Below are 24,370 nucleotides of genomic sequence, written 5' to 3' on the forward strand. Positions count from 1 at the left end.
TTGTCGCAACACCTTGGTGGGAAAGGTGTGAGTCGATGGCTACGGATGACTGGAGTAGGAAGCCTGGTGATATGCCGGTGGAGGTGCGTCGTCAGTGGCGGGCGGATCGGGCGCTTCGTCCCCCGATGCGTTCACCTGGCCGGCCGGTTCCCTCGCGGGCAGTTCAACGTGACTTTTGGGCGTTGATCGCTACGGGAATCACGACTGCGGAGGCTGCCGTGAGGGTGGGGGTGTCCGTACCGGTAGGGACACGGTGGTTCCGTCATGCTGGTGGGATGAGACCCTTAACATTGGACGAGCCCTCGGGGCGGTATCTATCGTTTGCTGAACGGGAGGAAATCGCGATCTTAAGCTCCCAAGAGTTGGGGGTACGTGAGATCGCCCGCCGGATCGGACGCAATCCGGCGACGATCTCTCGTGAGCTACGGCGTAACGCTGCCACCCGTGGTGGCACGACCGTCTATCGGGCAGGGGTGGCGCAGTGGAAAGCTCAGGAAGCCGCCAAGCGTCCCAAACAAGCAAAACTCGTGGGTAATCCGCGACTGCGAGACTACGTTCAGGATCGTCTTGCCGGGACGGTCCGAGATGAAAACGGGGTCGTTATGGCGGGGCCTGGTACTGCTGGGTGGAAGGGCCGGAACAAACCTCACAGGGCAGACCGTCAGTGGTTTACTGCATGGAGCCCGGAGCAGATATCGCAGCGGTTAAGGATTGACTTCCCCGATGATGAGAGTATGAGAATCAGCCATGAAGCGATCTACCAGTCCTTGTATATCGAGGGGCGCGGGGCGCTTAAGCGTGACCTCGTTGCCGCACTACGCACTGGGCGGGCACTGCGTAAACCCCGGGCCAGGAGCAAGTCGAAACCGCATGGACACGTGACTGACGATGTTGTCATCTCTAACCGGCCCCCTGAAGCCTCGGATCGGGCAGTACCTGGCCATTGGGAAGGCGACTTGATCATCGGCACCGGACGTTCAGCGATCGGGACCGTGATTGAACGCTACAGCCGGTCGACCCTGCTGGTGCACCTGCCTCGCCTGGACGGCTGGGATGAACAACCAAGGACGAAAAAGGGACCTGCCTTGAGCGGATTCGGAGCTCAAGCGATGAACTCCGCCCTACAAACCGCGATAACCGATCTGCCATTACAATTACGTCAAACGTTGACCTGGGACCGAGGAACCGAGCTCGCTGACCATGCCGCTTTCACTCTAGCCACGGGCACGAAAGTGTTCTTCGCTGACCCTCACTCGCCATGGCAACGGCCCACGAATGAAAACAGCAACGGGCTCTTACGCCAGTATTTCCCCAAAGGCACCGACCTGTCTCGATGGACAGCCCAAGACCTCGCCGCCATCGCCTACACGCTCAATAACAGACCAAGAAAAGTCCTCGGATTTCGAACCCCAGCCGAAGTATTTAAAGAACAATTACAATCAATTCAAAACAGCAGTGTTGCAACCACCGATTGAATCCAAGCAATACGTCAGCATTCGCTACACTGAACATCTGGCCAGGGCTGGTCTGACGGCCTCGGTTGGCACTGCTGGAGACGCGTACGACAATGCGTTAGCTGAGACCGTCAACGGGTTATATAAGGCCGAGTTGATCTATGCTCGCCCCGCTTGGCCGTCAGCTACTGAGGTGGAATTCGAAACGATGAACTGGGTCCACTGGTGGAACACGAGACGATTGCATGAAGCCCTGGACTATCAGACCCCGACCGAAATCGAAGCAAGTTATCATATGACCCAGGCTCAAGCCCTGAGCCCCGTATAAAAAGCGGAACAAAACCCAGGGCGATTCATTTCCACTGTTTGGTAGGTTAAATTGCTTGCTTTATGTGATGTGAAGCGAGTGGCAAGTGGTTGGCTTAGGGTTCTTCTGCGTGACGCGGGTCGGCTTGCTAAGAGAAAATAATCTGTGTCATGATGAAGATCTCACGAAGGGAAACTTCCTCCGCACAAAAAGTTAGGAAGTTGTCTGTGAATACCTTGCCGGCAAGGACGCTGGTGAGCTTTTTGGATGTCCGAAGGAGGACACAACATGTTCAACGCTAGGAAGGCCGTCGCAGCGCTGACGGTCGGCGCCTTTACTCTCGTCGGCCTTACTGCATGCGGGTCCGATGACGAGTCCGATGGCAAGGGCAAGGTCTATTTCCTCAACTGGAAACCGGAATCTGAAGAGACCTACAAGGAGATTGCGGCTGCCTACACGGAAGAGACCGGTGTCGAGGTCAAGGTCGTCACCGCAGCCTCGGGTACATACGAGCAGACCCTCAAGTCCGAGATCACTAAATCTGATGCCCCGACCCTGTACCAGATCAACGGACCGATGGGTCTCGTCAACTGGCAGGATTACGCTCTTGAACTAGACGACACCGATTTCGCTCAGGATCTGAACGACCCGGGCCTTGCCCTCAAGGGCGAGGACGGCAAGATCTACGGTGTGCCGCTGGCCGTTGAGGGTTACGGCATCATCTACAACCAGGCGATCTTCGATGACTACTTTGCGATGGACGATGCGGTCGTCACCTCCATGGACGAAATCGACAACTTCGACACCCTGAAGGAAGTCACGGATGATATGCAGGCTCGCAAGGACGAGCTCGGCATTGAGGGCGTCTTCGCCTCGACCTCGCTCGCAACGGGTGAGGAATGGCGCTTCCAGACCCACCTGGCGAACATCCCGGTGTTCTACGAGTACGACGAGGAGGGCGTGACCGACAAGGAAGAGATCGCCTTCTCCTACAACGAAAACTACAAGAATATTTTCGACCTCTACCTCACCAACTCGACGGTCGAGCCTTCGCTCACCCCCTCGAAGACCGTCACCGACTCCATGCAGGAGTTCGCGACCGGCAAGGCCGCCATGGTACAAAACGGCAACTGGGCCTGGAGCCAGATCGAAGGCATCGAAGGCAACGTTGTCGCCGAGGAAGACATCAAGTTCCTCCCGATCTACACCGGCGTTGAGGGCGAAGAGTCGAAGAGCATCAACATTGGTACCGAGGCTTTCATGGCCATCAACTCCGAGGCTTCCGAAGCCGACCAGCAGGCAACGATTGACTTCGTCAACTGGCTGTTCAGCTCCGAGGAGGGCATGGACTACGTGACCAACGATCTCGGCTTCATTGCCCCCTTCAAGTCCTTTGGTGATTCCACCCCGAACGACCCGCTCGCCCAGGAAGTAAACCGATACATGACCGACCCGGATCTTGAACCGATTCCGTGGGTGTTCACCACCTTCCCGTCACAGAAGTTCAAGGAAGACTTCGCTGGCGGCCTCGCACAGTACGCATCGGGCAACATGGAATGGGATGAAGTAGTCGATATCTTCGTCACGAGCTGGGCCACTGAAAAGGCCAACCTAGGCTAATACCTGACCGCTGGGGGCGGTGACCATACCGCCCCCAGCACCACCTTTGTCGATGGAGTGCAAGGACGCGCTCCCGAATCGAGACAGCATGCAAAAAGCATTAAAAAAATACTTCCCCGTCTTTGTGGCACCAACAGGAATTGCGTTTACGATCGCGTTCCTGCTGCCCTTCGTCATCGGGATCTACCTGTCGTTCTCTGACTTCACGACGATCACGAATGCCGAGTGGGTGGGGATCGAGAACTATCAGCGCGCCCTCGAGGAGAGCCAGGGCTTCACCAGCTCGTTCACGTTCACGATCCTCGTTGTCCTTGTCGCCGTCGTGTCGGTCAATATTTTTGCGTTCGCGATCGCGCGAATGCTCACCCAAAGGCTGCGGGGCACGAACTTCTTCCGGTCCGTGTTCTTCATGCCGAACCTCATTGGCGGAATCGTTCTCGGTTACACATGGCAGCAAATGATCAACGCCGTCCTCTCCAACTACGGCACCACCATCATCTCCAAGTGGGAATATGGTTTCGTTGGCCTCATCCTGCTCATCAACTGGCAGCAGGTGGGCTACATGATGATCATCTACATTGCCGGCCTGCAATCGGTCCCGCAGGAACTCACCGAAGTGGCTGAAATTGACGGGGCTACGAGGTGGCAGACCCTCCGGCACGTGACCATCCCGGTCATCATGCCCACGATCACGATCTGCATCTTCCTCACCCTCTCAAGTACCTTCAAGCTGTACGACCAAAACCTCGCACTGACCAACGGCGCACCGCAGTCGCAGACGGAAATGGTTGCGCTCAACATCGTCAACACGATGTTCGCCCGGATCGGACAGGAAGGCGTGGGCCAAGCCAAGGCCGTCATCTTTGTCGTCATCGTAGTCTTCATCGCACTTATCCAGTTACGTATGACCCGAAGCAAGGAGGTTGAGGCATGAGCGCCATCATCGAACATGCTGAACAGGCGGGTGAGCCGTTGCCCGAGGGAAACGAGAAGCTCGCGGCGGGGGAGAAGCCCAAATCGGTCCGCAACGGCTTCTACTACGTTGTGCTCGTCCTTCTTGTTGTTGTCTTCATCGGGCCAATCCTGTTCATCCTCATCAACTCGTTCAAACACAAGTTCTCGATCAGCTCCGATCCGTTCGCTCTGCCACTGGGGGACATGTGGGCGGGACTCCAGAACTACACGACAGGCCTGGCACGGACAGGGTTCTTCGAGGCCATCCTCTGGTCCTTTGTCATCACCGTGCTATCCGTTGCGGCCGTGGTGTTCTTCAGTGCAATGACCGCCTACTACATCACCCGGGTCAAAACCTGGTGGACATCGATCATCTACTACCTGTTTGTTTTCTCGATGGTGATCCCATTCCAGATGGTCATGTTCCCCACCGTGAAGATCGCCGACATGTTGCACTTCAACAACCCGCTCGGCATGGTGGTCCTTTACCTCGGCTTCGGCGCAGGGCTCTCGGTGTTTATCTTCTCCGGGTTCGTCAAAGGCATCCCGTTCGAGATTGAGGAGGCGGCCTACATTGATGGCTGCGGGCCGATCCAGAACTATTTCCGGATTGTCCTTCCCATCCTCAAGCCCACAACCGTGACCGTGGCAATCCTCAACGCCATGTGGATCTGGAACGACTACCTCCTCCCATACCTCGTCATCGGCCTATCTACCCGGTACAAGACCATTCCCGTGGTGGTACAGATGCTGGTGGGTTCGAATGGTAATCGGGACATGGGGGCGATGATGGCGATGCTGGTACTCGCGATCATTCCGATCGTTGTCTTCTACCTCGCGTCCCAGAAGTACATCATCAAGGGCGTCGTCGCCGGATCCGTCAAGGGCTGATTGGTATGGCGGGGTGGCTCGCACCCGACACCAAGTTCTACAACGGATTGCTCGCGGTTACCGAGGCAATCATCATCAACGTGCTGTTTGTTCTCTTCTGCCTACCCATCGTTACCGTGGGTGCCTCAGCAGCGGGTGCCCACGCGGCCCTCCTCCAGCAACTCCGGGAGGAGGGCTCCTCACCAGCCCGCACCTTCTGGAACAGCTTCAAGAAAACTTTTCGGCGGGCGACCGGTGCGTGGCTTTCAATCCTGGTTTTGCTGCTGGTGGCAACCTGGGAAATCTGGGCGATTGGCCGCATGGCATTGGGCCTGCCGGGCACGATCGCCACGATCCTTTCCATCACCGGCATCATCCTCATCCTGGGCTTTGCTATCTGGTACTTCCCGTACATCAGCCAGTACCGGGCTCCCATGAGTTCAGCATCCAAGAGATCAGCACTCCTGGCGATCCGATTCCTGCCCCGAACCCTCGTGTGCCTGGCTCTTCTCCTCATCCAGCCCGTCATCCTCTACCTCAACCCTGATATTCTCGGCGTCCTCGTCTTTGCCAACCTCATCATCCTTCCCGCAGCCATCATCTACGTTCACGACCTGCTCCTCGCTACTCCTCTCAAGACATTCGGCAGCGACGAGTAGCGAGGCCTGCCAAGGCGCTTTTAGTCATGTGTGACCGGTCTCGTACTTATTGATTATTTGGATTCAGGGGACCACGGCCAGACAAACCGGCTTCAGCCGCCCTCAGCCTGTGATTTCGAGGCTCACTATTCACCGCAGAAGAACCGGCCTTTCCTTGCCCTATCACCGAAAACAGATTGTGTCCCGTGTGCCTGGGTCGGGATCTGCATAGCTGGGTAACTCAGCGCCCGGTGAGCCTTAACGACACCCCGGAAGCTACCGATCGGTAGCTAGAAATTGGTGAACCCGGGCCGAGTATTGCCATGAGAACTGCCAATCTCACTTTTTGGGCAAGGCAGTCTTGACATTTGGACCGCTCATCGTGTTATTCTGTCGGTGGTCCAGAGAACCAGCGAAGAGCCCCGGCTAGCTGGTCGACAACCCCTCACGTGCGAGGGGTGCCCCGGGTGACGACCAGGCCTCAATTGGCAAGCGAAGCGCCGTTCGCGGTGGAGAGCACGAAGGAATAAAACATGACATTCTCGAATATTTATCGGACGACAGAGCAGAGCGTCAGCGTAACGGGTACATCCCGAATTCGCCGAATGTACATGTGCATGCATAAGTCCATGGCCTGATCTGGCCAACATGATCCGCCTGGGTTTTTTCCCACTCAGCGTTCACTTACGCACCTTCAATGAGCTCCGGTAGGAGCCGAAAGCTATACCATCCCAAGGATTTGATGATGACCATCGAACTGCCCGCCAATACCCAGCAACGCTCACGTTACAAAGTTCCCGCCCTGTCGATTGACCTGTCTGCCCTCGGTGCCGAGGTGCTCGACCCCTCCAGCGATTTCGATGAAGATTTCCCCGTCGAGACCTGCAACCTGGGCAAGCTCTCGACCATGGCCTCAGCCGCACTGACCGATGGCCTTGCCGGTATTTGTCTCGGCTCCTCATTCCTGCTCCGTTCGGATCTGCACTTGCGAGACTGCAGGCTCGACGCCGTCCGAGCAGCCCTCAAACTGACTTCCCGCATCACCGGCCCCATCTACGCATCCGTTACGGGCGACGCCGTTGGTGAAACTGCCCTTGAGGCGGTGAAGGATTCCGATGTTGGTCTTGAAATCCACCTGAACAAGCAGGATCTCGATTCCGCCCTCGATCTGGTTGCCCGTGCGAAAGAAGCCGGCACTCGGGTCGTCGTGGCCTTGACCGGCGATACGGCGCAGCAGATCGATCTCAGCAAGCTCGGTGCCGTCGTTGACACGGTGCGCCTGCGCGAGCCGGATCCGCACACGGCCCGCGAAATCCGTTACTCACTGCGCTCCGCAGCGCTCGAAGAGGGGCGGGATCTGACCGTTGTTGCCGACCTCTTCATGATCGTATCGGCGTGTGCGATGGATGCGGAGGAGAGGGCCAACCTCATCTCCGCCATCGGTGCCGACCGTTACGCCGCAGGCTCGGCCCGCGTCCTGGGAACGGTCCACGACGTGGCCGATCACATCGAGTCGTGGATCGCCCTCGGTGCAGCAGATGCCTTCACGATTCTTCCCGGCTCGCTCCCTACCGACCTTGCCTCCACCGTGTGCGGAGTTTTACCGCTGTTGAACGCCCGTCGCACAGTCGAAGCTCAGCAACAGTAAACACGTAGCTCAACTCTTGAGACCTGTCAGTGTGCCCGGACCGCGCGTCCGGGCACACTGCTGTCTTCGCTTGGTAGTGAGCCAAGGCTTTGGTTTCTCAGGTCTTCCTGCCTCTGCTTACCGGATCATCCCGATACTTCGGTTTTTCCCTCATGTGCCGGTCTGTGCTGCCGAAGAAAGGGGGGTGCAGAGTTGAAGAAAGTGGCAGCTACTGAGTTGTAGAAAATGGGGGCGCGTGAAAAGAAAGGAAGGTGGCGGGCACCTGTCGGTACCCGCCACCTCTATGCGCACAGCTATGTATGTGAACGTATATTGCTTACTTCTCGGCAGCTGCCTGCTGTTCGGCGATCTGGGCGCGAACCGCGTCCATGTCCAGCTTCTCGGCCTGGCCGATGAGATCGTTGAGAGCGGACGACGGCAGAGCGCCGGCCTGCTCGAAGATCTTGATGCCGTCACGGAAGACCATGAGGGTCGGGATCGACATGATCTGGAAGCTCGCGGCGAGTTCCTGCTGATCCTCGGTATCGATCTTTCCGAAGGTCACGTTCGGGTTCTCTTCCGCTGCCTTCTCGAAGGTGGGCGCGAACTGCTTGCACGGACCACACCAATCTGCCCAGAAATCAAGGAACACAGTTCCTTCCTTCACGGTCTCGGTGAAGTTTTCCTTCGTGACTTCGATAGTCGCCATTCTTCTACTTCCTATACAGTCGGGGACCTCAAAAGGTGATACATAGGCTGTAACACGGTGGACAGGGAATTAATTCCCTATACGCTTATTCCCATGACCAACACGAGTGAAGCAGTACGAGCGCTGGCGACAAAGGGGCGCGCAGCAGCCGGGGTGTTGAGGGCTGCATCCACCACCCAGAAGAATGATGCGCTGGCCGCCATTGCGGTCGCTCTGGAAAGTAATATTCCAGCGATTGTGGAAGCCAACGCGCGAGATCTGGAACGGGGGAGGGACACGGGGCTCACCGAAGCGCTCCTGGATCGTCTCACCCTGAACGAAGAACGCATTCGCGGTATTGGTGACGCCGTCCGCCAACTCATCGCCCTCGCCGATCCCGTTGGAGAAGTCGTTGCTGGCAGGACACTGCCCAACGGACTCGTTGTCCGCAACGTGCGGGTGCCCATGGGCGTGGTTGGCATGATCTATGAAGCACGGCCTAATGTCACTGTTGACGCCGCTTGCCTCGCACTCAAGTCCGGCAACGCCGTACTCCTTCGGGGAGGTAGTGCCGCTGAGGAGACGAACGTTGTTCTCGTGGGGCTCATGAGGGAGGCCATCGAGTCTGTTGGGATCCCTGCGGATGCCATCGCCTCAGTCGACGAATACGGCCGTGAGGGAGCAACAGAGCTCATGCGGGCCCGAGGATACATCGACCTCCTCATTCCGCGTGGCGGAACCGGGCTCATCCAGTCCGTTGTTCACGAATCCGTTGTTCCCGTCATCGAAACCGGTGTCGGTAACTGTCACGTGTTCGTCAACGCGGATGCTGACCCGGCGAAGGCCCTCCCGATCGTCATCAATTCCAAGACCCACCGCCCGGGCGTGTGCAATGCGGCAGAAACGCTTCTGCTCCACGAAGGATACGGTGAGGGTGGCGCCATCCTCCGTGCGCTGGCCGAGGCCGGAGTGCTGCTCCACGTCGATGCCAAGGCGCGGGCACTGGCCGAAGAGGCTGGCGTGGATGCTGAGTCACTCGTGGATGTGACGGATGAGGACTGGGATGCTGAATACTTGGCGCTGGAGATGGCAGTCGGAGTCGTTGACTCCATCGGCGCCGCCATCACCCACATCGCCAACCATTCTTCCGGCCACACGGACGCGATCGTGACCGATTCCGTCAAGGATGCCAATTCATTTGTTGCAGCCATCGATTCCGCTGCGGTCATGGTCAATGCCTCGACAAGGTTTACTGATGGCGGGGAGCTCGGGCTCGGTGCTGAGATTGGGATCTCCACTCAGAAACTTCACGCTCGTGGGCCGATGGGGCTTGCAGAGCTGACGACCACGACGTGGATCGTGGAGGGCTCGGGGCATGTCCGGTAACGGCGGACACGACCGTTCTACGGTCACCGACCTGTCGGCCATTCGGGCACCCCACCCGAACCCGGGTCCGCACCGCAAGATCGGGATCATGGGTGGCACGTTTGACCCGATCCACCATGGCCACCTCGTCGCCGCATCGGAGGTGCAATACCGGTTTGGTCTCGATGAGGTGATCTTTGTTCCTACGGGGGAGCAGCCCTTCAAGCAGGGGCAGCAGATCTCGCCGGCCGAGCATCGCTACCTCATGACCGTGATTGCAACCGCGTCCAATTCCCGTTTCTCCGTGTCCCGAATCGAGATCGATCGCCCCGGACTCACGTACACGATCGATACCTTGCGGGAGCTTAGGAAGCTCTATCCCGATGATGAATTCTTCTTCATTACGGGCGCCGATGTACTTCCCCAAATCCTTGAGTGGAAAGACTCCGGTGATCTGTGGGAGCTCGCCCACTTTGTCGGAGTCAACAGGCCGGGCCATACGTTGAAAACCCGTGGCCTGCCGTTCGAGCACGTCACGGTCATTGAAGTTCCGGCCATGGCGATCTCGTCCACCGATGTTCGTCTGCGTGAAGCCTCCGGCATTCCCATCTGGTACCTCGTGCCCGATGGGGTGGTCCAATACATTCGTAAGTACGCACTGTACTCAAGTAAACGTGTTCCTCTAGTTTCACAGCCGTGATGACCGGCGATCAGGGAGTGAGCCAGGTAGACTAGGCACCAGTCAAGTAAAGGAGAACCGATGAGCAAACGCATGTCGCGACGCGAAATGCGTCAGGCCGGGCTTCTGAAGCCAAAGCCGGCTGACGATCGCGAGGTCGAACCCACCGACAGTGCCCCGGATGCTGAACAGTCTCCCGATGCGCAGTCTGCAACCAGCGCGGGAACCGCACTTGATGAAGGCCGCGCAGTCGAAGGCGATGATGCCGATGATACGCGCGGATTCGATAGCCTCACGGACGATTCAACGCAGCAGCATGACACTCTTGGTAGCTACGAGAAAACTGATGAGCAAGAAAGCGCTGAGATCCCCGAACGGACCAGTGTCTTCGATCGTTTCTCCGCAGTTGAGAAAGACAAGGACGCTGAAGCAGACGGCGACCTAGGGGAGCAGGCGCCACGTGCGAGCTCGGCTGAGTCCGAAGACTTCGCGACCGGTGATATCGATGCGAATGATCAAGGAGCAGATCAGGAAGCTGCAGACGAGGTAGCGGCAACGGGTGCCTTTGCTGCTGGGAACACTGATGCTTCCGGCGATGACTCCGATCAGACCGAGCTCCACGACCGCGCTGTTTCGGATACTTCGGAGCCCAATGTGGCTCAAGATGTGTCCGACAGCGATCACGACGGGGAGTCGAACCACGATGATGATGAAGACTTCGCCGGTGCTCTGCGAGCCAAGCTCAAGTCCCAGCCTCCCATCCAGGAATCTGAGCGTGAGCGAACGGAAGACGTCGAGTACGAGGATGCTCCCACGAGCAAGTGGAAGACGATCCTGCTCTTCCTCGTGCTCATTGTTGTTGGCTTCGGTGTTGGCATCCTGCTCGGATCCCTCCTCTTCTCTGGCGGGGGCTCATCAGCATCCGCACTTCTGTCGACTTACTACCCTGGAGCATTGTGACCGCCACTCCTATGTCCGTCACCCACGCGCGAGCCGCCGCTGAAGCGGCCTTCGATAAGCTCGCAACCTCAGTTACCGTCATTGATGTGTCGGAACGACTCCCGTTCACTGACATTTTTGTCATTGCATCGGGCGAAACACCCCGCCAGGTCCGCGCCATCGTGGATGCCATCGACGAGGCCCTTGGAAAGGTCGGTGTCGATCGGATACGTCGTGAAGGATTCGAGGGCGAGGCTAGGTGGGTGCTCGCAGACTACGGGGACGTTATTGTCCACGTCCAGCACGATGAAGAACGCGATTTCTACGCATTGGATAGGCTGTGGGCGGACTGCCCAACGATTGACGTCTCTGACCTGGAGGAAAACCATTGATCACCAGAATGATCTTCTGGCGCCACGGACAAACCGATCTCAACAAGCAACGCCGGTTGCAGGGATCAAGCGACTACCCGCTGAACGATACTGGTAGGGAACAGGCGAAGGCCGCAGCCCCCAAGATCGCTGCACTCAAACCTGATTTCATCATTGCCTCCAACCTCGCCCGAGCCTACGACACAGCCCAGGCCCTGGCAGCGGAAACCGGACTCGACATCATCGTTGACCCCCGGATCCAGGAACGTACCTTCGGGGCCTGGGAAGGCCAGAACCTCGAGGAGATCGCTGTGCACTCCGCTGAGCGGCTCCAGCTCTGGCGGGACGGGAAAGAGCCCGGTGGCGACGTGGAGTCGCGACAAGACTGCGGCATCAGGGTTGCCAATGCCGTCCAGGATTGGACCGAGAAGCTTCACGATGAAGAGGGAGAAACCGTTGTGTTCGTCTCCCACGGCGCTGCGATCTCCAACGCAATCATGACGATGCTGGGTGTGAACCCATCAGAACAGCAACCGCTTGGGGGAATGGACAACTGCCACTGGGCAATCATGTCCCGCCAACAGAACCGCGAACCCATCTGGAGACTCAACTCCTACAACGTCAATTGATGATGTGTTGGGTACCACCCATTTCCGATTTGGTATCTGACAGGTGTTTCGGCCTAAAATGGGTAAGCACTCGGGGCTATGGCGCAGTTGGTAGCGCGCTTCCATGGCATGGAAGAGGTCAGGGGTTCGAATCCCCTTAGCTCCACAATCCGATAAGTCGGGACAAAGGTAAGAAGCCTTGGCCCCGACTTTTTCATTTCTCTGGTTCTGACCAGGGCCTGTGCCTGCGCTGGCCGATCTGGAAGTTCAACGGGATCTGGTTGCCTTTTGGCTCTATGTGAGGCGAGCAAGACTGCGCTGGATCTCGATGTGGGACCGGAAGCTGGCAGACATGGCGCGGGAGTCATGGAAGTTCATGACGATTGTCGTACCGTCCTTCGGGTTGATAAACGTGTGGACGGCAGTGACCCCAATGTGACCGGTGGGCCGGGGGAGGCCGCGTAGGAGCGGCATGAATCCTTCAAATTGCACCTGCATGGTTCCCAGGCCGTATTTGATTCCTGAACGGAAGCGATGTTGCGGTGTGGCCATGGTTTTCCACGTTTCTTGTTGAAGAAGGGTTCCGTCCGAGCAGGCGGTAATGAATCGGTGGAGGTCGTCTAGGGTGGTGACGATTCCACCACCTGCCCAGTCGCAGGAAAGGGAAGTGAACGTGCTGACCTCGACTCCGTTGATCCAGGCCGGAGCGATCTGGTCAGGTCCGTTCTCCCGCAGCCACAGGACGCTATCCTTCATCCCACACCTATCAAAGATCCTGCCGTGTAGGAGTCTCGTAAAGTCTTCACCCGTATGCTCTTCAAGGATCCGGCCAAGAAGAACATATCCCGTATCGGAATAGGAGAACTTTTCACCCGGTTGACCAATCGGGCGCTGATTGTCCCGGGTGAAGGAGAGTAGGTCGGAAGGCTTCCAAAACTTGTTCGTGTCGCCGAGGAACTGGTCGATGAAGGAAGGCCCGGACAATACTTGGCCTTCAAAGTAGTCCGATATTCCCGAGGTGTGCGACAGCAGGTGCTCGATGGTCACATCGGGAGTGGCAAAGAGACCGTTGTATTCCTTCGGTACGAGCGTTCGCGACTCCGTGGAAAGTGAGAGCCGGCCCGCCTCCACCTCCTGCATGACCAATACAGCCGTCGCTAGCTTACCGACCGAGGCGGCGTGGAATGGCAGATCCCGGTCCCCGAATCGGAAGCTGAATTGCGGTGTCGAGACGAGAACTTGTGGTTCAGGTAGGTTCTTCTTTGCTCGGCGCTGCGATTCTCGTGTGAAGTGGCGGTGAAGTGAATCGCTAACGGTGGCTTGGGATCGAGGCATGGCAAGTCCTTTCACGAACCTGTAGAAAAATCTACCGGTCAATGGGCTCCCGCGCATTGCCCCACACCGTTCCTCACCTCCGTGTTAAGCGAGGTCCTCAAGGCACCTTAGCTACGTACTGGCAGTAAGTCGGCTTCGGGAAAAGAAAAGTGGGATGAAACGAAGCGATGTGAGACCTGGGAGCGAGTGCCTGAGAAGAGGAATTGAGTTAGAGCATGAGAGATAGCCCGGAGGTGAACTCCGGGCCATCAATCTATTCAGATTGTCGTGAATGCTTGTCAGGCGTTAACCTGCTCGACTGTCTTTTTGGTCTGTGCGGTCGCCTTCGGTGCTGCGGTTGCTCCGTTGGTGTTTCGGAGTAGTCGCATGGCGTTGATGATGACGACGAGCACGGACGCTTCGTGGACGAGCATCCCGACCGACATGGTCACGCCACCCGCGAACACTCCAGCAAGGAGGAGGGCGACGGTGATGAGGGCGATGGCGATGTTCTGGCGCATGATCGACACGGTGCGCTTTGCGAGGCCAATCGACTCGGGCAGTTTGAGCAGATCATCACCCATGAGTGCGATGTCTGCAGTTTCGACTGCTACGGCTGATCCTGCGGCTCCCATGGCGACACCGATATCGGCGGTGGCGAGTGCCGGGGCGTCGTTGACGCCGTCACCGACCATTGCGATCGTGTGTCCCTCGGCCTGCAGCTTCTGCACAACATCAAGCTTGTCCTCCGGCAGGAGGGAGGCGTGAATCTCGTCGATTCCTGTTGCCTTGCCGACTGATTCGGCAACAAGCTGGGTGTCACCCGTCAGCATGACTACCTTCTTGACGCCGGCCCTGTGCAGGCGTGCAATCATCTCGGGTGCGTCTTCACGAATCTGGTCCGCGACTGCAATGACTCCGATGACGCGGTCGTCGATCGCGATGATCATGGGTGTCTTGCCTTCGAAGGCGAGAGTCGTCGCAATCTTTCCAGCACCCCCATCGTTCATCACCTCGTACTGTTCGAGCAGTGCGGAGTTGCCGATGAGGACGTTCTGGCCATCGATGTCGGTGATGATGCCCTTGCCCGGCACGGGGGTGACGGTTCCCGGAATGCCATCCGGGGAGACTCCCGCTTCACGAGCGGAATCAAGGATGGGGCGGGCGAGCGGGTGTTCTGAGCCAGCCTCGGCCATCGCAGCCCACCGCAAGACCTCAGTCTTGTTCATGTCACTATCGAGAGTGACGATGTCGGTGAGGACGGGCTGACCTTCGGTCAGGGTGCCGGTCTTGTCGAGAGCAACTGCCGAGATCTTGGCCGAGGTTTCGAGGTATTCGCCGCCCTTGATGAGGATGCCGTTGCGGGCTGCGCGTCCGATTCCAGCCACGATGGCGACCGGGATGGAGATGACGAGTGCACCGGGGCAACCAATCACGAGGAGGGTGAGAGCGAGGACCACGTTACCGGTGATGAGACCGGTTGCGAGAGCGAGGACCATGACCGCGGGGGTGTACCAGCGGGAGAAGCGGTCCATGAATGCCTGTGTGCGGGCCTTCGCATCCTGTGCTTCCTCCACGCGGTGGATGATGCGGGCGAGGGTCGTGTCCCTGCCAACGCCCGTGGCCTCGACCTGCAGGAAGCCGCCGCGTGAGACCGTTCCGGCGAACACCTGGTCGCCAACCGCCTTCTCGACAGGGATGGATTCACCGGTAATGGTGGCCTGATCGATTGCGGCGGTTCCCGAGACGACCTCACCATCGACCGGAACCTTTGCGCCGTTCTTGACGAGGACAATCTCGCCCATCTGCACCTGACCGGCGGGGATGTCCTGCTGCTGGCCATCGCGGATCACGGTTGCCCAGTCGGGAGCGACTGCCACGAGCTCTGAGAGTGCGGAACGTGTCTTATTGAGGGTTGCTACCTCAAGGGCGTGACCGATCGCGAATAGGAAGGTTACGGCCGCGGACTCCCAGAAGTTACCGATGATGAGGGCACCGATGGCCGCAACAGAGACGAGCAGGTCGATGCCGATAATCTTGACGGACAGGGCACGGAAGGCCTTGATGACAATCTGGTAGCCAGCGACGACCGCGGCCGCGATCATGAAGACATCTGCGAGCGTAAAGACGCCCTGGGCATGCGTTGCGTGCGCACCAGCATCGAGCCACCACTGGGGACCAATCGTGGGATTTGCTGAACCGCCGCCCAACTTCTCAAGAGCAAAAGAAATGAGGATCAGTACACCGGACAAAGTGGGAATAAACCAGTTTCCGGAAGCCCACGCCCGTAGCGTACTGACATTGTTGTTAATCCCGTTCAATTCCGGGCACGACCTTTCTCGGTGGGGTGCCGACCCTGCGGCACCCCATTAATGATTAATGTGGATGCGTCCAGTGACGCTGGTGGTTTAGAAAGCTGACGGGGAGGCCGAATATCCGGCCTTTGCGACAGCGTCGACCAGGTCCTGAACCGTTGCCTGGTCTGCATCGTGGTTGACTTCAATGCGGGAGGAGGCGAAGTGGACGGTGACGTCCTCGACGCCCTTCACTCGTCCAACCTGCTTCTCGATCTTGGTGACACAGGAGGGGCAGGAGAAGCCTTCGGCCCGCAGGATCGTGTTCGTGGTGGTGGAAGTCGACATGGTGTTTTCCCTTTCTTCAGGAGTAATCCTTAACTGACACTCTTAGATTAGGAATTTGGGCAAACTAGTACCTTGACCCAGGTCAAGTTTGGGTTTTGTCCTTGGAAAGATACCCAAAAGTGGCGAAAATATTGGCATTACTGGGCCTTGGGGTAAACTCAACCCATGCTTGAAGATGAGTTGTGCATTGCTCGAGTACCTATTTTTCAGGGACTCACGCGCGACGAGCAGCTAGAAGTTGCTGAATTTGTTCGGCCAATGTCGGTCAGCAAGGGAGATATCGTCAGTGCCCCGGGCCAGTCCGAATCCCGCCTTTATGTCATGCACACCGGACAATTGAAAGTTAGCCACACATCAGCCAACGGTCAGGAACAAATCCTTCGCACGGTGTCCGAGGGTGAGGTTGTGGGGGAGAGAGCCTTTCTCACCGGCCACACTCCGACCGACTTGGTTGTCGCACTCGAGGACAGTCAGATGTGCGTCTTCGACCACTCCAACCTCTCGGCACTTCTTCGCACCTATCCCGACATTAGTGCCCGCATGCTCCGCACCCTGTCCGACAGGCTTGCGTCCGTTGAACGCCTCCTTGCCACAATCACGTCGAACGATGTCACCGCACGTGTTGCTGCCTATCTGCTTGACCAGCCGGGCAAGATGGAGGGCAATAACTTCACTCTGCAGTTGCCCATGGCCAAGCAGGACATCGCCGCCTACCTCGGCACCTCCCCGGAGACCCTCAGCAGGCGACTGACAAAGTTTGCGGCTGACGGAATTATCGAGTCCAAAGGTCGGAGAGGCATCACCATCCTCGACTTCGAGGCGCTCGAAGAAATCGCTACACCCAACTAAAGAAACGAAAGAGAAACCTGTTCCCACGTCAGTATGGGTTGTGAACAATTTAGGCCCGGGAACAGTTTCGCTCCGCTATCAGGTTCAGGGTAGAGCCAATCTATTTGCTGTGAAGGACTGCGTACTCGAGATCGAGAAGGGTTGTCTTGGCCTTCAGGCCCCCCAGGTAGCCGCCCAACCCACCATCGGTCCGCAACACCCTGTGACAGGGAATGACGATCGGGAGGGGATTGGTTGCGCACGCGGTTCCAACTGCGCGAACTGCCTTCGGATTACCCAAGAGTTCAGCAACCTGCTTATACGTTTGCGTATCTCCATACCCGATCTTGGGCAGGTGGCGTTGGACCACCTGGCGGAAGCCCGCCGACAGCGTGTAGTCCACACGAATATCAAATGAGCGCCGGGTCCCCGCGAAGTACTCATCGAACTCGACGGCAATCGGATCGAGAGAAGCGGGAGACTCCAGCAGTTTTGGGCTCACCTTTTTCGCTAGGGAATCGAGTACCTTATCGAAGTCTTCCCGTTCAAAAGCCACTCGCACCAGACCTTGATTCGTTGAGGCAACGAGAAGTTTCCCGATTGGACTATCGATAGTCCGGTACGCAATGCCGAGGAGCCCTTCAGCCTCTGCCTGCTTCGTGAGGCGGGAACTGAGCGAAAAAACCTCCTCCTCCCCAACGGTAAACAGATGCTCGACGTCTGCCCCTTCATTGATTTCGTTACCTGCTTGCGGCACGGTTTTCTCACGGTTCGTCATGGGACAGTCCTTCCGATCTAAAGATCAGTCTCAATGTTTTCATCCCATCGGCTGCTGCCCTGCGTACTGCCTCGGGTGTGCTCCCCAGGAGCTCGATGGCTTCTGTATGACGGAGGCCGCCCAGATAGTGGTAGGCGATGGCGAGGCGTTGCCGCTCCGGCAGCTTGGCGACCTCGTCCCACACCCCCTCATCAGCCATACCCGGATTACCGTAGGGTGATGCCTGCTCGGGGAGATGTTGAGCGGGTTGGGCCTGGCGTGCTCGCATGCGGGTGATGTCGATGGCCTTACGGTGCGCGACGCGTACGAGCCACGCCTCAACGTTCGTGTCATCGTCCATCTGATCCCAGGCTTTAAGTGCGGACAGAAACGTTTCTGACCACGCATCATCCGCATCTGCACCCGGACCGAGCACGGCGCGACAGACCCGCAACACGGTCACCCCGTGCTGCTTCACTGCTCGATCAAATGGTTGTTTCATCCTCATCACAGAGTAGACGCATCAGACAATCGAAACGTGAGATCTAAGTTTTATTGACCTTGCTAACGTGCTGTGCTCGCTAAGGAAATTGGCACGTCAGCGTCAGTGTCAAGAATTTCTAGTGAGAAAAACCTATTGCAGGACGCTTGGGGAGCACTCGCATGCTGCCTCCCACGGAAATGACATCGATGGGAGTGTTATAGACGCGGGTGAGCGCTTCAGCTGTGCATACTTCAGCGGCCGGTCCAACGATGTCGATCTTGCCGTGCGACATGAGGACGACCTGGTCGGCGTAAGAGAGCGCGGCATCAATATCGTGGATGACAACTCCTACCGTAGCTCCCTGGGAGGCGAGCCTTCTTGTCAAGGACAGGGTCTCTTCGGCATGGCCGATATCCATGGCCGCGGTTGGTTCATCGAGTAGCAGGATCGATTGGGGGCCGATCGGGGCGGCCTGGACAATAATTCGGGCCAGGGCAACGCGCTGTCGTTCGCCACCCGACAGGGTCGTCATCTCGCGGTCGGTGAAGGGATCCAGATCCGTCAGATCCAAAGCAGCATCGACGATCTCGTCATTATCGGTTGTTGGGGTGTCCCACGGGGTGCGGCCCATGGCAACAACTTCCCGCACCGTGAAGGGAAAGGCTACCGTCACATCCTGCGGCATGACAGCCCGCCTGCGTGCCGCTTCCTTTGTGGTGAAGCTCTTGATGTCGCGACCGTCCAGGGTAACCGAACCTGAGGAGGGCTGAAGATGCCCGGCACCGACGTTGAGAAGAGTGGATTTGCCGGCACCGTTAGGACCGATGATCGCGGTGACCTTCCCCGGGGTAAAGGAAAGCGATGCACGGTCGAGAACGGCGTGGCCGTCATAGACGACACTTGCTTCGTGGATTTCTAGCATCATGCCACCTTCATGCCCTGCCCCCGCATCGTCCTCCGCAAGAGGACGAGGAACAGTGGGCCACCAACGATTGCAGTGAAAATACCGATCGGCATGTCGGCGTAGGGAATGACGGTGCGGGCAGCGATATCTGCCAAGCTCAGCAGGAACGCACCGCCGAGTGCAGAGAGCGGCACAAGAGCCCTGTGGGAGGGGCCGAGCACGATGCGGAGTGCGTGGGGCACGATGAGACCCACGAAGGCAATCACCCCCGCAAAGGCAACAGCAACGCCCGTCAGGAGGCAGACGAGGCCGATCGCGATGAGGCGAAGCCGCTCAACGTTCACGCCCGATGAGGAGGCCGACGGGTCACCGAGTGCGAGCACATCGAGTTGATTGCGGATCATCATGCAGCCGGCGAAACCTGCTGCGGCGACAAGAGCGGTGACACCGACAGACTGCCAGGTTGCGTCAGCCAGGGTTCCCATCTGCCAGAAGATCACCTGCTCGCGCGATGACGTGTCGCCAAGGAAGATAAAGAAAGACGTGCCGGCCGTGGCCATGGCGTTGATGGCGATGCCGGTGAGCACCAGGGTGAGGACCGCGGCCTTACCCCCGGACCGCGCAAACGCCCACACGGTGACCGTTGCAACGAGGGCCCCGATGAATGCAGTTGCCGGCAGTGCCCACGGGGTCACGGTCGTCAGACCAAAAACTATCGCAACTGTGGCGCCCACGGAGGCACCCGAACTGACACCGATAATGCTGGGTTCTGCCAGGGGGTTGGCGAACACGCCCTGCATGACAGCGCCGCTGACGGCAAGTGCTGCACCAACGAGGAGTGCCAGTGTCACACGGGGGAAACGCACCGTCCACAGTGCCGCATCGATTCGATTATCGAGCGGATCCGCACCCTGGAAAACAACGCGGCCAATGGACTCAATGACCTGCCCAAAGGACGCATCGAACTGTCCCGCCCAGGCGGACAGCACGGTCACGGCCACGACCGCAATAACAAGGAGGATCGTGACGAGGGTGATTCTGCCTCGCCTACCGGGGTGCACCCGCGTGGGGTGAGCAGGTGAGGTGGTGCGAGTGAGGGGTGTGGGCAGGGCCGACATCACTCGTCTGTCTCGCCCGCGTCCGGGTCGGTGTAGATTGCGTGAGCGAGTGCGAGAAGGTTGTCGGGAGTTCGCGGACCATAGGACAGGAGCTGGGTGTCGGCTGCCACGATCACGCGCCCATTGCTTCCCGCGGTGGTGGCTGCCATGCCCGGGCGACCGAGCAGTCCGACGACACCACCGGTTGAGTCGATCCCGTCCTTCATCGCCAAAATGATTTCCGGATCGAGGGAGATAAGGGATTCGGCGTTCGCGGGGCGCAGATCGGTGATGCCGCTGTTGAGGGCAACGTCGTCAAGACCGAGGATCTCCAGAACATCGGCCGCACCATAGTCTGCTCCGAGGATGAAGAAAACCCCGGCCGTGCCACGCACGTAGAGGACGGCACCCCGCGGCGCTCGTGGTGTTGCTTCCTTCAACTGGTCAATCTCGGCGCGCACCTCGTCCATGCGGTCCATCGTCGCATCCGCCAGTTCGGTTGCCTCATCGGTTAGTCCAAGCGCGTCACCAACCATCGTGATTTCGGTGGCGATGTTGTCGATGCTGGGGATCTGCTCGAAGTAGACAACGGTGATGCCGGCGGCTTCGAGCTGAGAATAGAGACGTTCTGTCCCGATTGTCGTGTTGGTGATGACGAGGTCAGGATCAAGGTTGAGGACGGCTTCGATGTTGAGGTCGTGACCCGACTGGGTGACGACTGGCAGGTCCGCCAAGACCTCCTGCGTATCGGAATTGGCGCGGCCCACGAGCCGGTCCTGCATGCCCAATCCAATGAGTGTGTCTGTCAGGGTGCCGTACAGGTCGAGGCTGAGGATCCGGTCCGCGCTTTCGATCGTCACCTCAACACCGCGGGAGTCGGTGACGGTCGCGGGAAGTTGCGGCTCCCGCCCGTCAAACATCGGCTCCATGTCCGCCACCGTCTCCGTTTCGGACGGTCCCATGAGTTCCAGAGCATTCACGCCCGCGACATCCGCCTCGTCCGGCCCGGATTCCACGTCGGTGGATTCTTCCGAGTCTGCGCCTGGGTCATTTGAGCCAGAGTCTGAAGACTGCTCGGAATCGGTGGAGCTGCCGTCAACCAGTGCTGACGTGGTCGATTCGGAAGAGGAAGCGGGTTCAGAATCGGTGGGGGATGAGCAAGCGGTGAGCACCATTAGTGCTGTGACCAGTCCGGTCAGGGCGGTCGTGGACCGTCTCATGCGCGTGATCCTTTCAGTGGCTCCGCGGGGAAGCAGACCCGAATGCCTGCTTCCCCGCGATGCCATGTGAGCGGTTGATAGGTGAACGGTTACTCCGTGCGGGTACCTGTGCGACGGATCGTGAGGAGCGTGCCGACGAGCAGCAGGGCCCCTGCCATGCCGATCAGGCCGGCGCTGTTGGTGCCCGTGACGGGGAGCTGACCACCGGTGTAGGCAGAACCATCGGCATTCACCCGGTTGCCGTCCTCGTCGTAGCAGGTTTCAACTGTCTGCTCTGGCAGGGCGCCGGAAACCGAGAGCGTCAGGTTGTCGAGTGCTTCGCCGGCACCGTAGAAGCCTGCGAATGCTCGGGCGCCCTCGGAGGTGAGGGTGACGGATCCGGTGCCACCGTTTGCTCCGAGGGAGGAGAAGGAGACGGTGCCGATGGTGACGGTGCCGTTCGCAACAACATTGCCTTCCATGTCGGTCGAACGCACGTGGGCGACAAGGCTTCCCGAATTCCCACCGGTGGACCGGACCTGAACATTCGAGATGGCAAGGTCGAGCAGGCCACCGTGGCCGGTGAAGCGGACGCTGCCGGGGAAAGAAACTGTTCCAATGCCCGAAGCGTTGAGGGAACCGGATCCGGTACCCCACGAGAAACCGTTACCGCTCCGGTATGCGCCGCCACCCGTTGTGACGGAGCCCTTGGCGATGCCGCCCTCAATGTAGGAAACAAACGAGGAGCGAACGCCCCACGAGAGGCTGACCTGGCCCGGGGAGCCTGGGATGGTTTCGGTCGTGCAGGTGATCTCACCCTTCCTCGCGATATCGGAAGTTGTGGGGAGAGTGGCCGTGCCCTTGGAGCCGGAACCACCAGTTCCGGCGGAGTTCCCGGAGGAGGAGAGGTCCGTGACGGTGAACTCTGCCCGCGCCTGCACACCCGAGGAAAGTCCCTGGAAGACCACGGCGTGAGTGCCAGGCTTGCTGTCCTTGGGGACGTTGAAGGAAATGGAGACGGTACCGTTCTTGTCGGCCGTTTTTGTGCCGAGGTTGACCACCTTCGAGTGGAGCGAGATCTTCACCTTTTCGCCCGGTTCGAAACCGGAAGCGGTCGCGGTCTGAGAGCGATCACCGGCGAGGTCGATGTGGGACTTGCCGACGGAGGCGGTGACATCCGTGCCCGATGCGGACAGGAGTCCGAGCGCACGGAGCTGATCGGCACTGAGCTTGACCGGCACCTCCGTGACGAAGGAACCGTCAGTCAGGAGACCGTGAGCCGACCAGACAACAATGCGGAGATCAGGATTCTTCGACAGATCGCCTGCCTTCGTGGTCAGAGTGGACGTGAAGGATCCGTTGCTCATCCGCCCGGGCATGACCCAGTCCAGTGCGAGCGCGTCAAGGTCCTTGTTGATATCGGCATAGGTCATGGTGTTCGCGTCATAGAGTGCGACGTAAACACCGTTGGCGGGGCCGCCGGTCGAGTTCTTGGGCAGGTCAACATAGCCCGTGCCCGTGACGTTGAGAACCAGCCCGTCGGCAACCGAGGACTTCGTGACCGCGACCTTCGTCTTGAGTCTGGTGGGATCGGGATCAACGGGGCCGGGCTCAACCGGCTCCTCGTTGCCACCGCCGGAGAACAGTGCCGCCTTCTGATCTGCGGACAGTGTCAGGTCACCTGCGTAGAGTAGTGTTTCGTCGGTGATGTTGCCGTGCGCAGCCCACACGAAGACCTCGTAGTCGGCGTTCGGATCAAGATCCTTGGCCGAGGTGTTGAGCGTCGTATTGAAAACACCCGGGGTGCCTGTTGGTCGGAAGTAGACGAAAGACAGGGCAGTGGCAATGCTCGTATCAGCATTGATGTCATCGTAGGAGTCGGACTTGTCGCGCAGGGCAACGTAGACGCCCACTGCATCCTTGCCTGTTGAGGCCTTCGGCAGGTTGACGTACTGGGAGCCCGAAATAGCGAGTGTCAGGCCATCAGTCTTGTTTGCTCCGGTTACCTTGATGGATGTGGTCCGTTCGGTGGCGGGCACTTCGGGATCGACCGGAACTTCTGGCTCTTCCGGTTCTTCAACGTCGGCGGGGAAAAGGGAAGCCAGCTGCTGAGGAGTGAGTGTCACGGGAATGTCGGCGATGAGAGTCTCATCCGTGATCGTGCCGTGAGCAACCCACACCGCAATGCGCAGATCAGCGTCTTCGGTGAACTGTGCAGTCGTGATGTTGAGATCCGACGTGAAGGAACCGTTGGTGATCCGCGCCGGCGTCACGTAGTCGGTCTTGAGTCCGCCACGATTGGCATTGAGCTCACCGTACGTCATTGTGTTCGCGTCATACACGGTGGTGTACACGCCCGCGGCAGGCCTACCAGTTGAGCTGTTCGGCAGATTGACGTAACCGTTTCCTGCCACGGACAGGGTGAGACCTGCGGACTTGTTCGCACCGGTCACTGTCACGGTTGTTTCGGGAGCCGGCTGGGGCTGGACGGGTTCCTCCACGGGGAAGAGCGCAGAATGCTCTTCGTCGCTCAGCGTGATCGGAACCTCAGTAATGAGAGTGGCATCGGTGAGAGTGCCGTGCGCGGACCACATGACCGCCCTTAGGTCGCTCTCTGGATCCAACTGGTCTGCCGCAATGGTGACATCCTTGGAGAAGGTGCCGTCCTGGACGTCGCTGGGCATGATCCAATCGGTCGATAGACCACTCTGGTTCTCGTTAATGTCCGCGTAGCTCGTAACGTTTGCGTCGTAGACGACAACGTAGAAGCCCATGGCGGGGCTGCCAGTTGATGCGGCCGGCAGGCCGGTGAAGCCAGTTCCGCTGACCGTCATGTCGAGGCCGGTGTCTGCGCTCGCGGAATTGAGGGTCACCGTTGCTTGGGGTACGGATGCGGCCTGTGCTGGGAGCGCAACAAAGACGCTCATGAGGCTCAAAAGCAGGGCCGATACGGTGGCACCAATGCGCCGGCTGACAACTGCCGTGTGTGAATTCATTCTTGGAACTCCTCTGGACTGATAAAAGT

Annotated in this window: 22 protein-coding genes, 1 tRNA gene, 1 pseudogene and 1 riboswitch; of the genes and pseudogenes, 14 read left to right on the forward strand and 10 right to left on the reverse strand. The window is 58.7% G+C overall.

Annotation, left to right across the window (positions count from 1 at the left end; translation table 11 throughout):
- Positions 1-71: 71 nt before the first annotated feature.
- The 7 genes and pseudogenes from BN1241_RS03150 (at position 72) to BN1241_RS03180 (ending at position 7,491) form a co-directional block, all read left to right on the forward strand.
- Entirely contained in the window at positions 72-1,475 is a 1,404-nt protein-coding gene (locus BN1241_RS03150) for an IS30 family transposase (protein ID WP_147599188.1), read from the forward strand.
- A gap of 7 nt (positions 1,476-1,482) precedes the next feature.
- Positions 1,483-1,782, forward strand: a pseudogene (locus tag BN1241_RS12950) (integrase core domain-containing protein); the annotation flags it as partial.
- Between the two features lie 267 nt (positions 1,783-2,049).
- Positions 2,050-3,381 carry an ABC transporter substrate-binding protein gene (locus tag BN1241_RS03160; RefSeq protein WP_054952250.1) on the forward strand — a complete coding sequence of 444 codons (1,332 nt, stop codon included), beginning with the start codon at positions 2,050-2,052 and terminating at the stop codon, positions 3,379-3,381.
- 88 nt (positions 3,382-3,469) lie between these two features.
- The gene (locus BN1241_RS03165) at positions 3,470-4,315 is read left to right on the forward strand and encodes a carbohydrate ABC transporter permease (protein ID WP_054952251.1); all 846 of its coding nucleotides are present in this window, start codon (positions 3,470-3,472) and stop codon (positions 4,313-4,315) included.
- A complete protein-coding gene (locus BN1241_RS03170) occupies positions 4,312-5,226 on the forward strand; it encodes a carbohydrate ABC transporter permease (protein WP_082418179.1) in 915 nt (304 codons plus the stop codon). Before BN1241_RS03165 ends, BN1241_RS03170 begins: the two co-directional genes overlap by 4 nt.
- A 5-nt stretch (positions 5,227-5,231) precedes the next feature.
- The gene (locus tag BN1241_RS03175; protein ID WP_054952252.1) at positions 5,232-5,864 is read left to right on the forward strand and encodes a MusI family membrane protein; all 633 of its coding nucleotides are present in this window, start codon (positions 5,232-5,234) and stop codon (positions 5,862-5,864) included.
- Positions 5,865-6,241: 377 nt separating this feature from the next.
- A riboswitch (SAM riboswitch) is annotated at positions 6,242-6,344 on the forward strand.
- A 241-nt stretch (positions 6,345-6,585) separates the two neighbouring features.
- Complete coding sequence (locus BN1241_RS03180; RefSeq protein ID WP_187117592.1) at positions 6,586-7,491, forward strand: LLM class oxidoreductase; 906 nt, start codon at positions 6,586-6,588, stop codon at positions 7,489-7,491.
- 316 nt (positions 7,492-7,807) lie between these two features.
- Here BN1241_RS03180 and trxA read toward each other — a convergent pair whose 3' ends face one another.
- On the reverse strand, positions 7,808-8,179 hold the full coding sequence (gene trxA / locus BN1241_RS03185; RefSeq protein WP_054952254.1) for a thioredoxin: 372 nt from the start codon (positions 8,177-8,179) through the stop codon (positions 7,808-7,810).
- Positions 8,180-8,272: 93 nt separating this feature from the next.
- On the opposite strand from trxA, the gene BN1241_RS03190 reads away from it, so the two are divergent.
- The 6 genes from BN1241_RS03190 (at position 8,273) to BN1241_RS03215 (ending at position 12,286) form a co-directional block, all read left to right on the forward strand.
- Entirely contained in the window at positions 8,273-9,544 is a 1,272-nt protein-coding gene (locus BN1241_RS03190; RefSeq protein ID WP_054952255.1) for a glutamate-5-semialdehyde dehydrogenase, read from the forward strand.
- Positions 9,534-10,223: a nicotinate-nucleotide adenylyltransferase gene (gene nadD / locus BN1241_RS03195; RefSeq protein WP_077138252.1), complete on the forward strand. Its 690-nt coding sequence runs from the start codon at positions 9,534-9,536 to the stop codon at positions 10,221-10,223. Before BN1241_RS03190 ends, nadD begins: the two co-directional genes overlap by 11 nt.
- A gap of 60 nt (positions 10,224-10,283) precedes the next feature.
- Positions 10,284-11,162 carry a hypothetical protein gene (locus BN1241_RS03200; RefSeq protein WP_054952256.1) on the forward strand — a complete coding sequence of 293 codons (879 nt, stop codon included), beginning with the start codon at positions 10,284-10,286 and terminating at the stop codon, positions 11,160-11,162.
- A complete protein-coding gene (gene rsfS / locus BN1241_RS03205; protein ID WP_054952257.1) occupies positions 11,159-11,533 on the forward strand; it encodes a ribosome silencing factor in 375 nt (124 codons plus the stop codon). The genes BN1241_RS03200 and rsfS overlap by 4 nt, the downstream gene beginning before the upstream one ends.
- A complete protein-coding gene (locus BN1241_RS03210) occupies positions 11,530-12,141 on the forward strand; it encodes a histidine phosphatase family protein (RefSeq protein WP_082418180.1) in 612 nt (203 codons plus the stop codon). The genes rsfS and BN1241_RS03210 overlap by 4 nt, the downstream gene beginning before the upstream one ends.
- A gap of 72 nt (positions 12,142-12,213) precedes the next feature.
- Positions 12,214-12,286 (forward strand) — tRNA-Ala (locus BN1241_RS03215).
- A gap of 128 nt (positions 12,287-12,414) precedes the next feature.
- Here BN1241_RS03215 and BN1241_RS03220 read toward each other — a convergent pair.
- From BN1241_RS03220 to BN1241_RS03230, 3 genes are all read right to left on the reverse strand, one after another.
- Entirely contained in the window at positions 12,415-13,455 is a 1,041-nt protein-coding gene (locus tag BN1241_RS03220; RefSeq protein ID WP_054952258.1) for a serine hydrolase domain-containing protein, read from the reverse strand.
- Between the two features lie 278 nt (positions 13,456-13,733).
- Positions 13,734-15,755, reverse strand: a complete 2,022-nt coding sequence (locus BN1241_RS03225; RefSeq protein ID WP_222704385.1) for a heavy metal translocating P-type ATPase — start codon at positions 15,753-15,755, stop codon at positions 13,734-13,736.
- A gap of 87 nt (positions 15,756-15,842) precedes the next feature.
- Positions 15,843-16,076 (reverse strand): heavy-metal-associated domain-containing protein, encoded by a 234-nt coding sequence (locus BN1241_RS03230; RefSeq protein WP_054952259.1) that lies wholly within the window; start codon positions 16,074-16,076, stop codon positions 15,843-15,845.
- A 258-nt stretch (positions 16,077-16,334) separates the two neighbouring features.
- Here BN1241_RS03230 and BN1241_RS03235 point away from each other — a divergent pair, with 258 nt between their 5' ends.
- Complete coding sequence (locus tag BN1241_RS03235) at positions 16,335-16,925, forward strand: Crp/Fnr family transcriptional regulator (protein ID WP_230198246.1); 591 nt, start codon at positions 16,335-16,337, stop codon at positions 16,923-16,925.
- Positions 16,926-17,025: 100 nt separating this feature from the next.
- Here the strand turns inward: BN1241_RS03235 and BN1241_RS03240 are convergent, their stop codons facing one another.
- From BN1241_RS03240 to BN1241_RS03265, 6 genes are all read right to left on the reverse strand, one after another.
- On the reverse strand, positions 17,026-17,682 hold the full coding sequence (locus BN1241_RS03240; RefSeq protein WP_054952261.1) for a methylated-DNA--[protein]-cysteine S-methyltransferase: 657 nt from the start codon (positions 17,680-17,682) through the stop codon (positions 17,026-17,028).
- Complete coding sequence (locus BN1241_RS03245; protein ID WP_054952262.1) at positions 17,669-18,163, reverse strand: RNA polymerase sigma factor; 495 nt, start codon at positions 18,161-18,163, stop codon at positions 17,669-17,671. Before BN1241_RS03245 ends, BN1241_RS03240 begins: the two co-directional genes overlap by 14 nt.
- A gap of 118 nt (positions 18,164-18,281) precedes the next feature.
- Entirely contained in the window at positions 18,282-19,070 is a 789-nt protein-coding gene (locus BN1241_RS03250; RefSeq protein ID WP_082418182.1) for a heme ABC transporter ATP-binding protein, read from the reverse strand.
- On the reverse strand, positions 19,067-20,167 hold the full coding sequence (locus tag BN1241_RS03255; protein WP_054952264.1) for a FecCD family ABC transporter permease: 1,101 nt from the start codon (positions 20,165-20,167) through the stop codon (positions 19,067-19,069). Before BN1241_RS03255 ends, BN1241_RS03250 begins: the two co-directional genes overlap by 4 nt.
- Positions 20,167-21,366 (reverse strand): heme/hemin ABC transporter substrate-binding protein, encoded by a 1,200-nt coding sequence (locus tag BN1241_RS03260; RefSeq protein WP_054952265.1) that lies wholly within the window; start codon positions 21,364-21,366, stop codon positions 20,167-20,169. Before BN1241_RS03260 ends, BN1241_RS03255 begins: the two co-directional genes overlap by 1 nt.
- A gap of 89 nt (positions 21,367-21,455) precedes the next feature.
- A complete protein-coding gene (locus tag BN1241_RS03265) occupies positions 21,456-24,341 on the reverse strand; it encodes an HtaA domain-containing protein (protein ID WP_054952266.1) in 2,886 nt (961 codons plus the stop codon).
- Between the last annotated feature and the right edge of the window lie 29 nt (positions 24,342-24,370).

It is taken from the genome of Flaviflexus massiliensis (assembly GCF_001375495.1).
Lineage (GTDB): Bacteria > Actinomycetota > Actinomycetes > Actinomycetales > Actinomycetaceae > Flaviflexus > Flaviflexus massiliensis.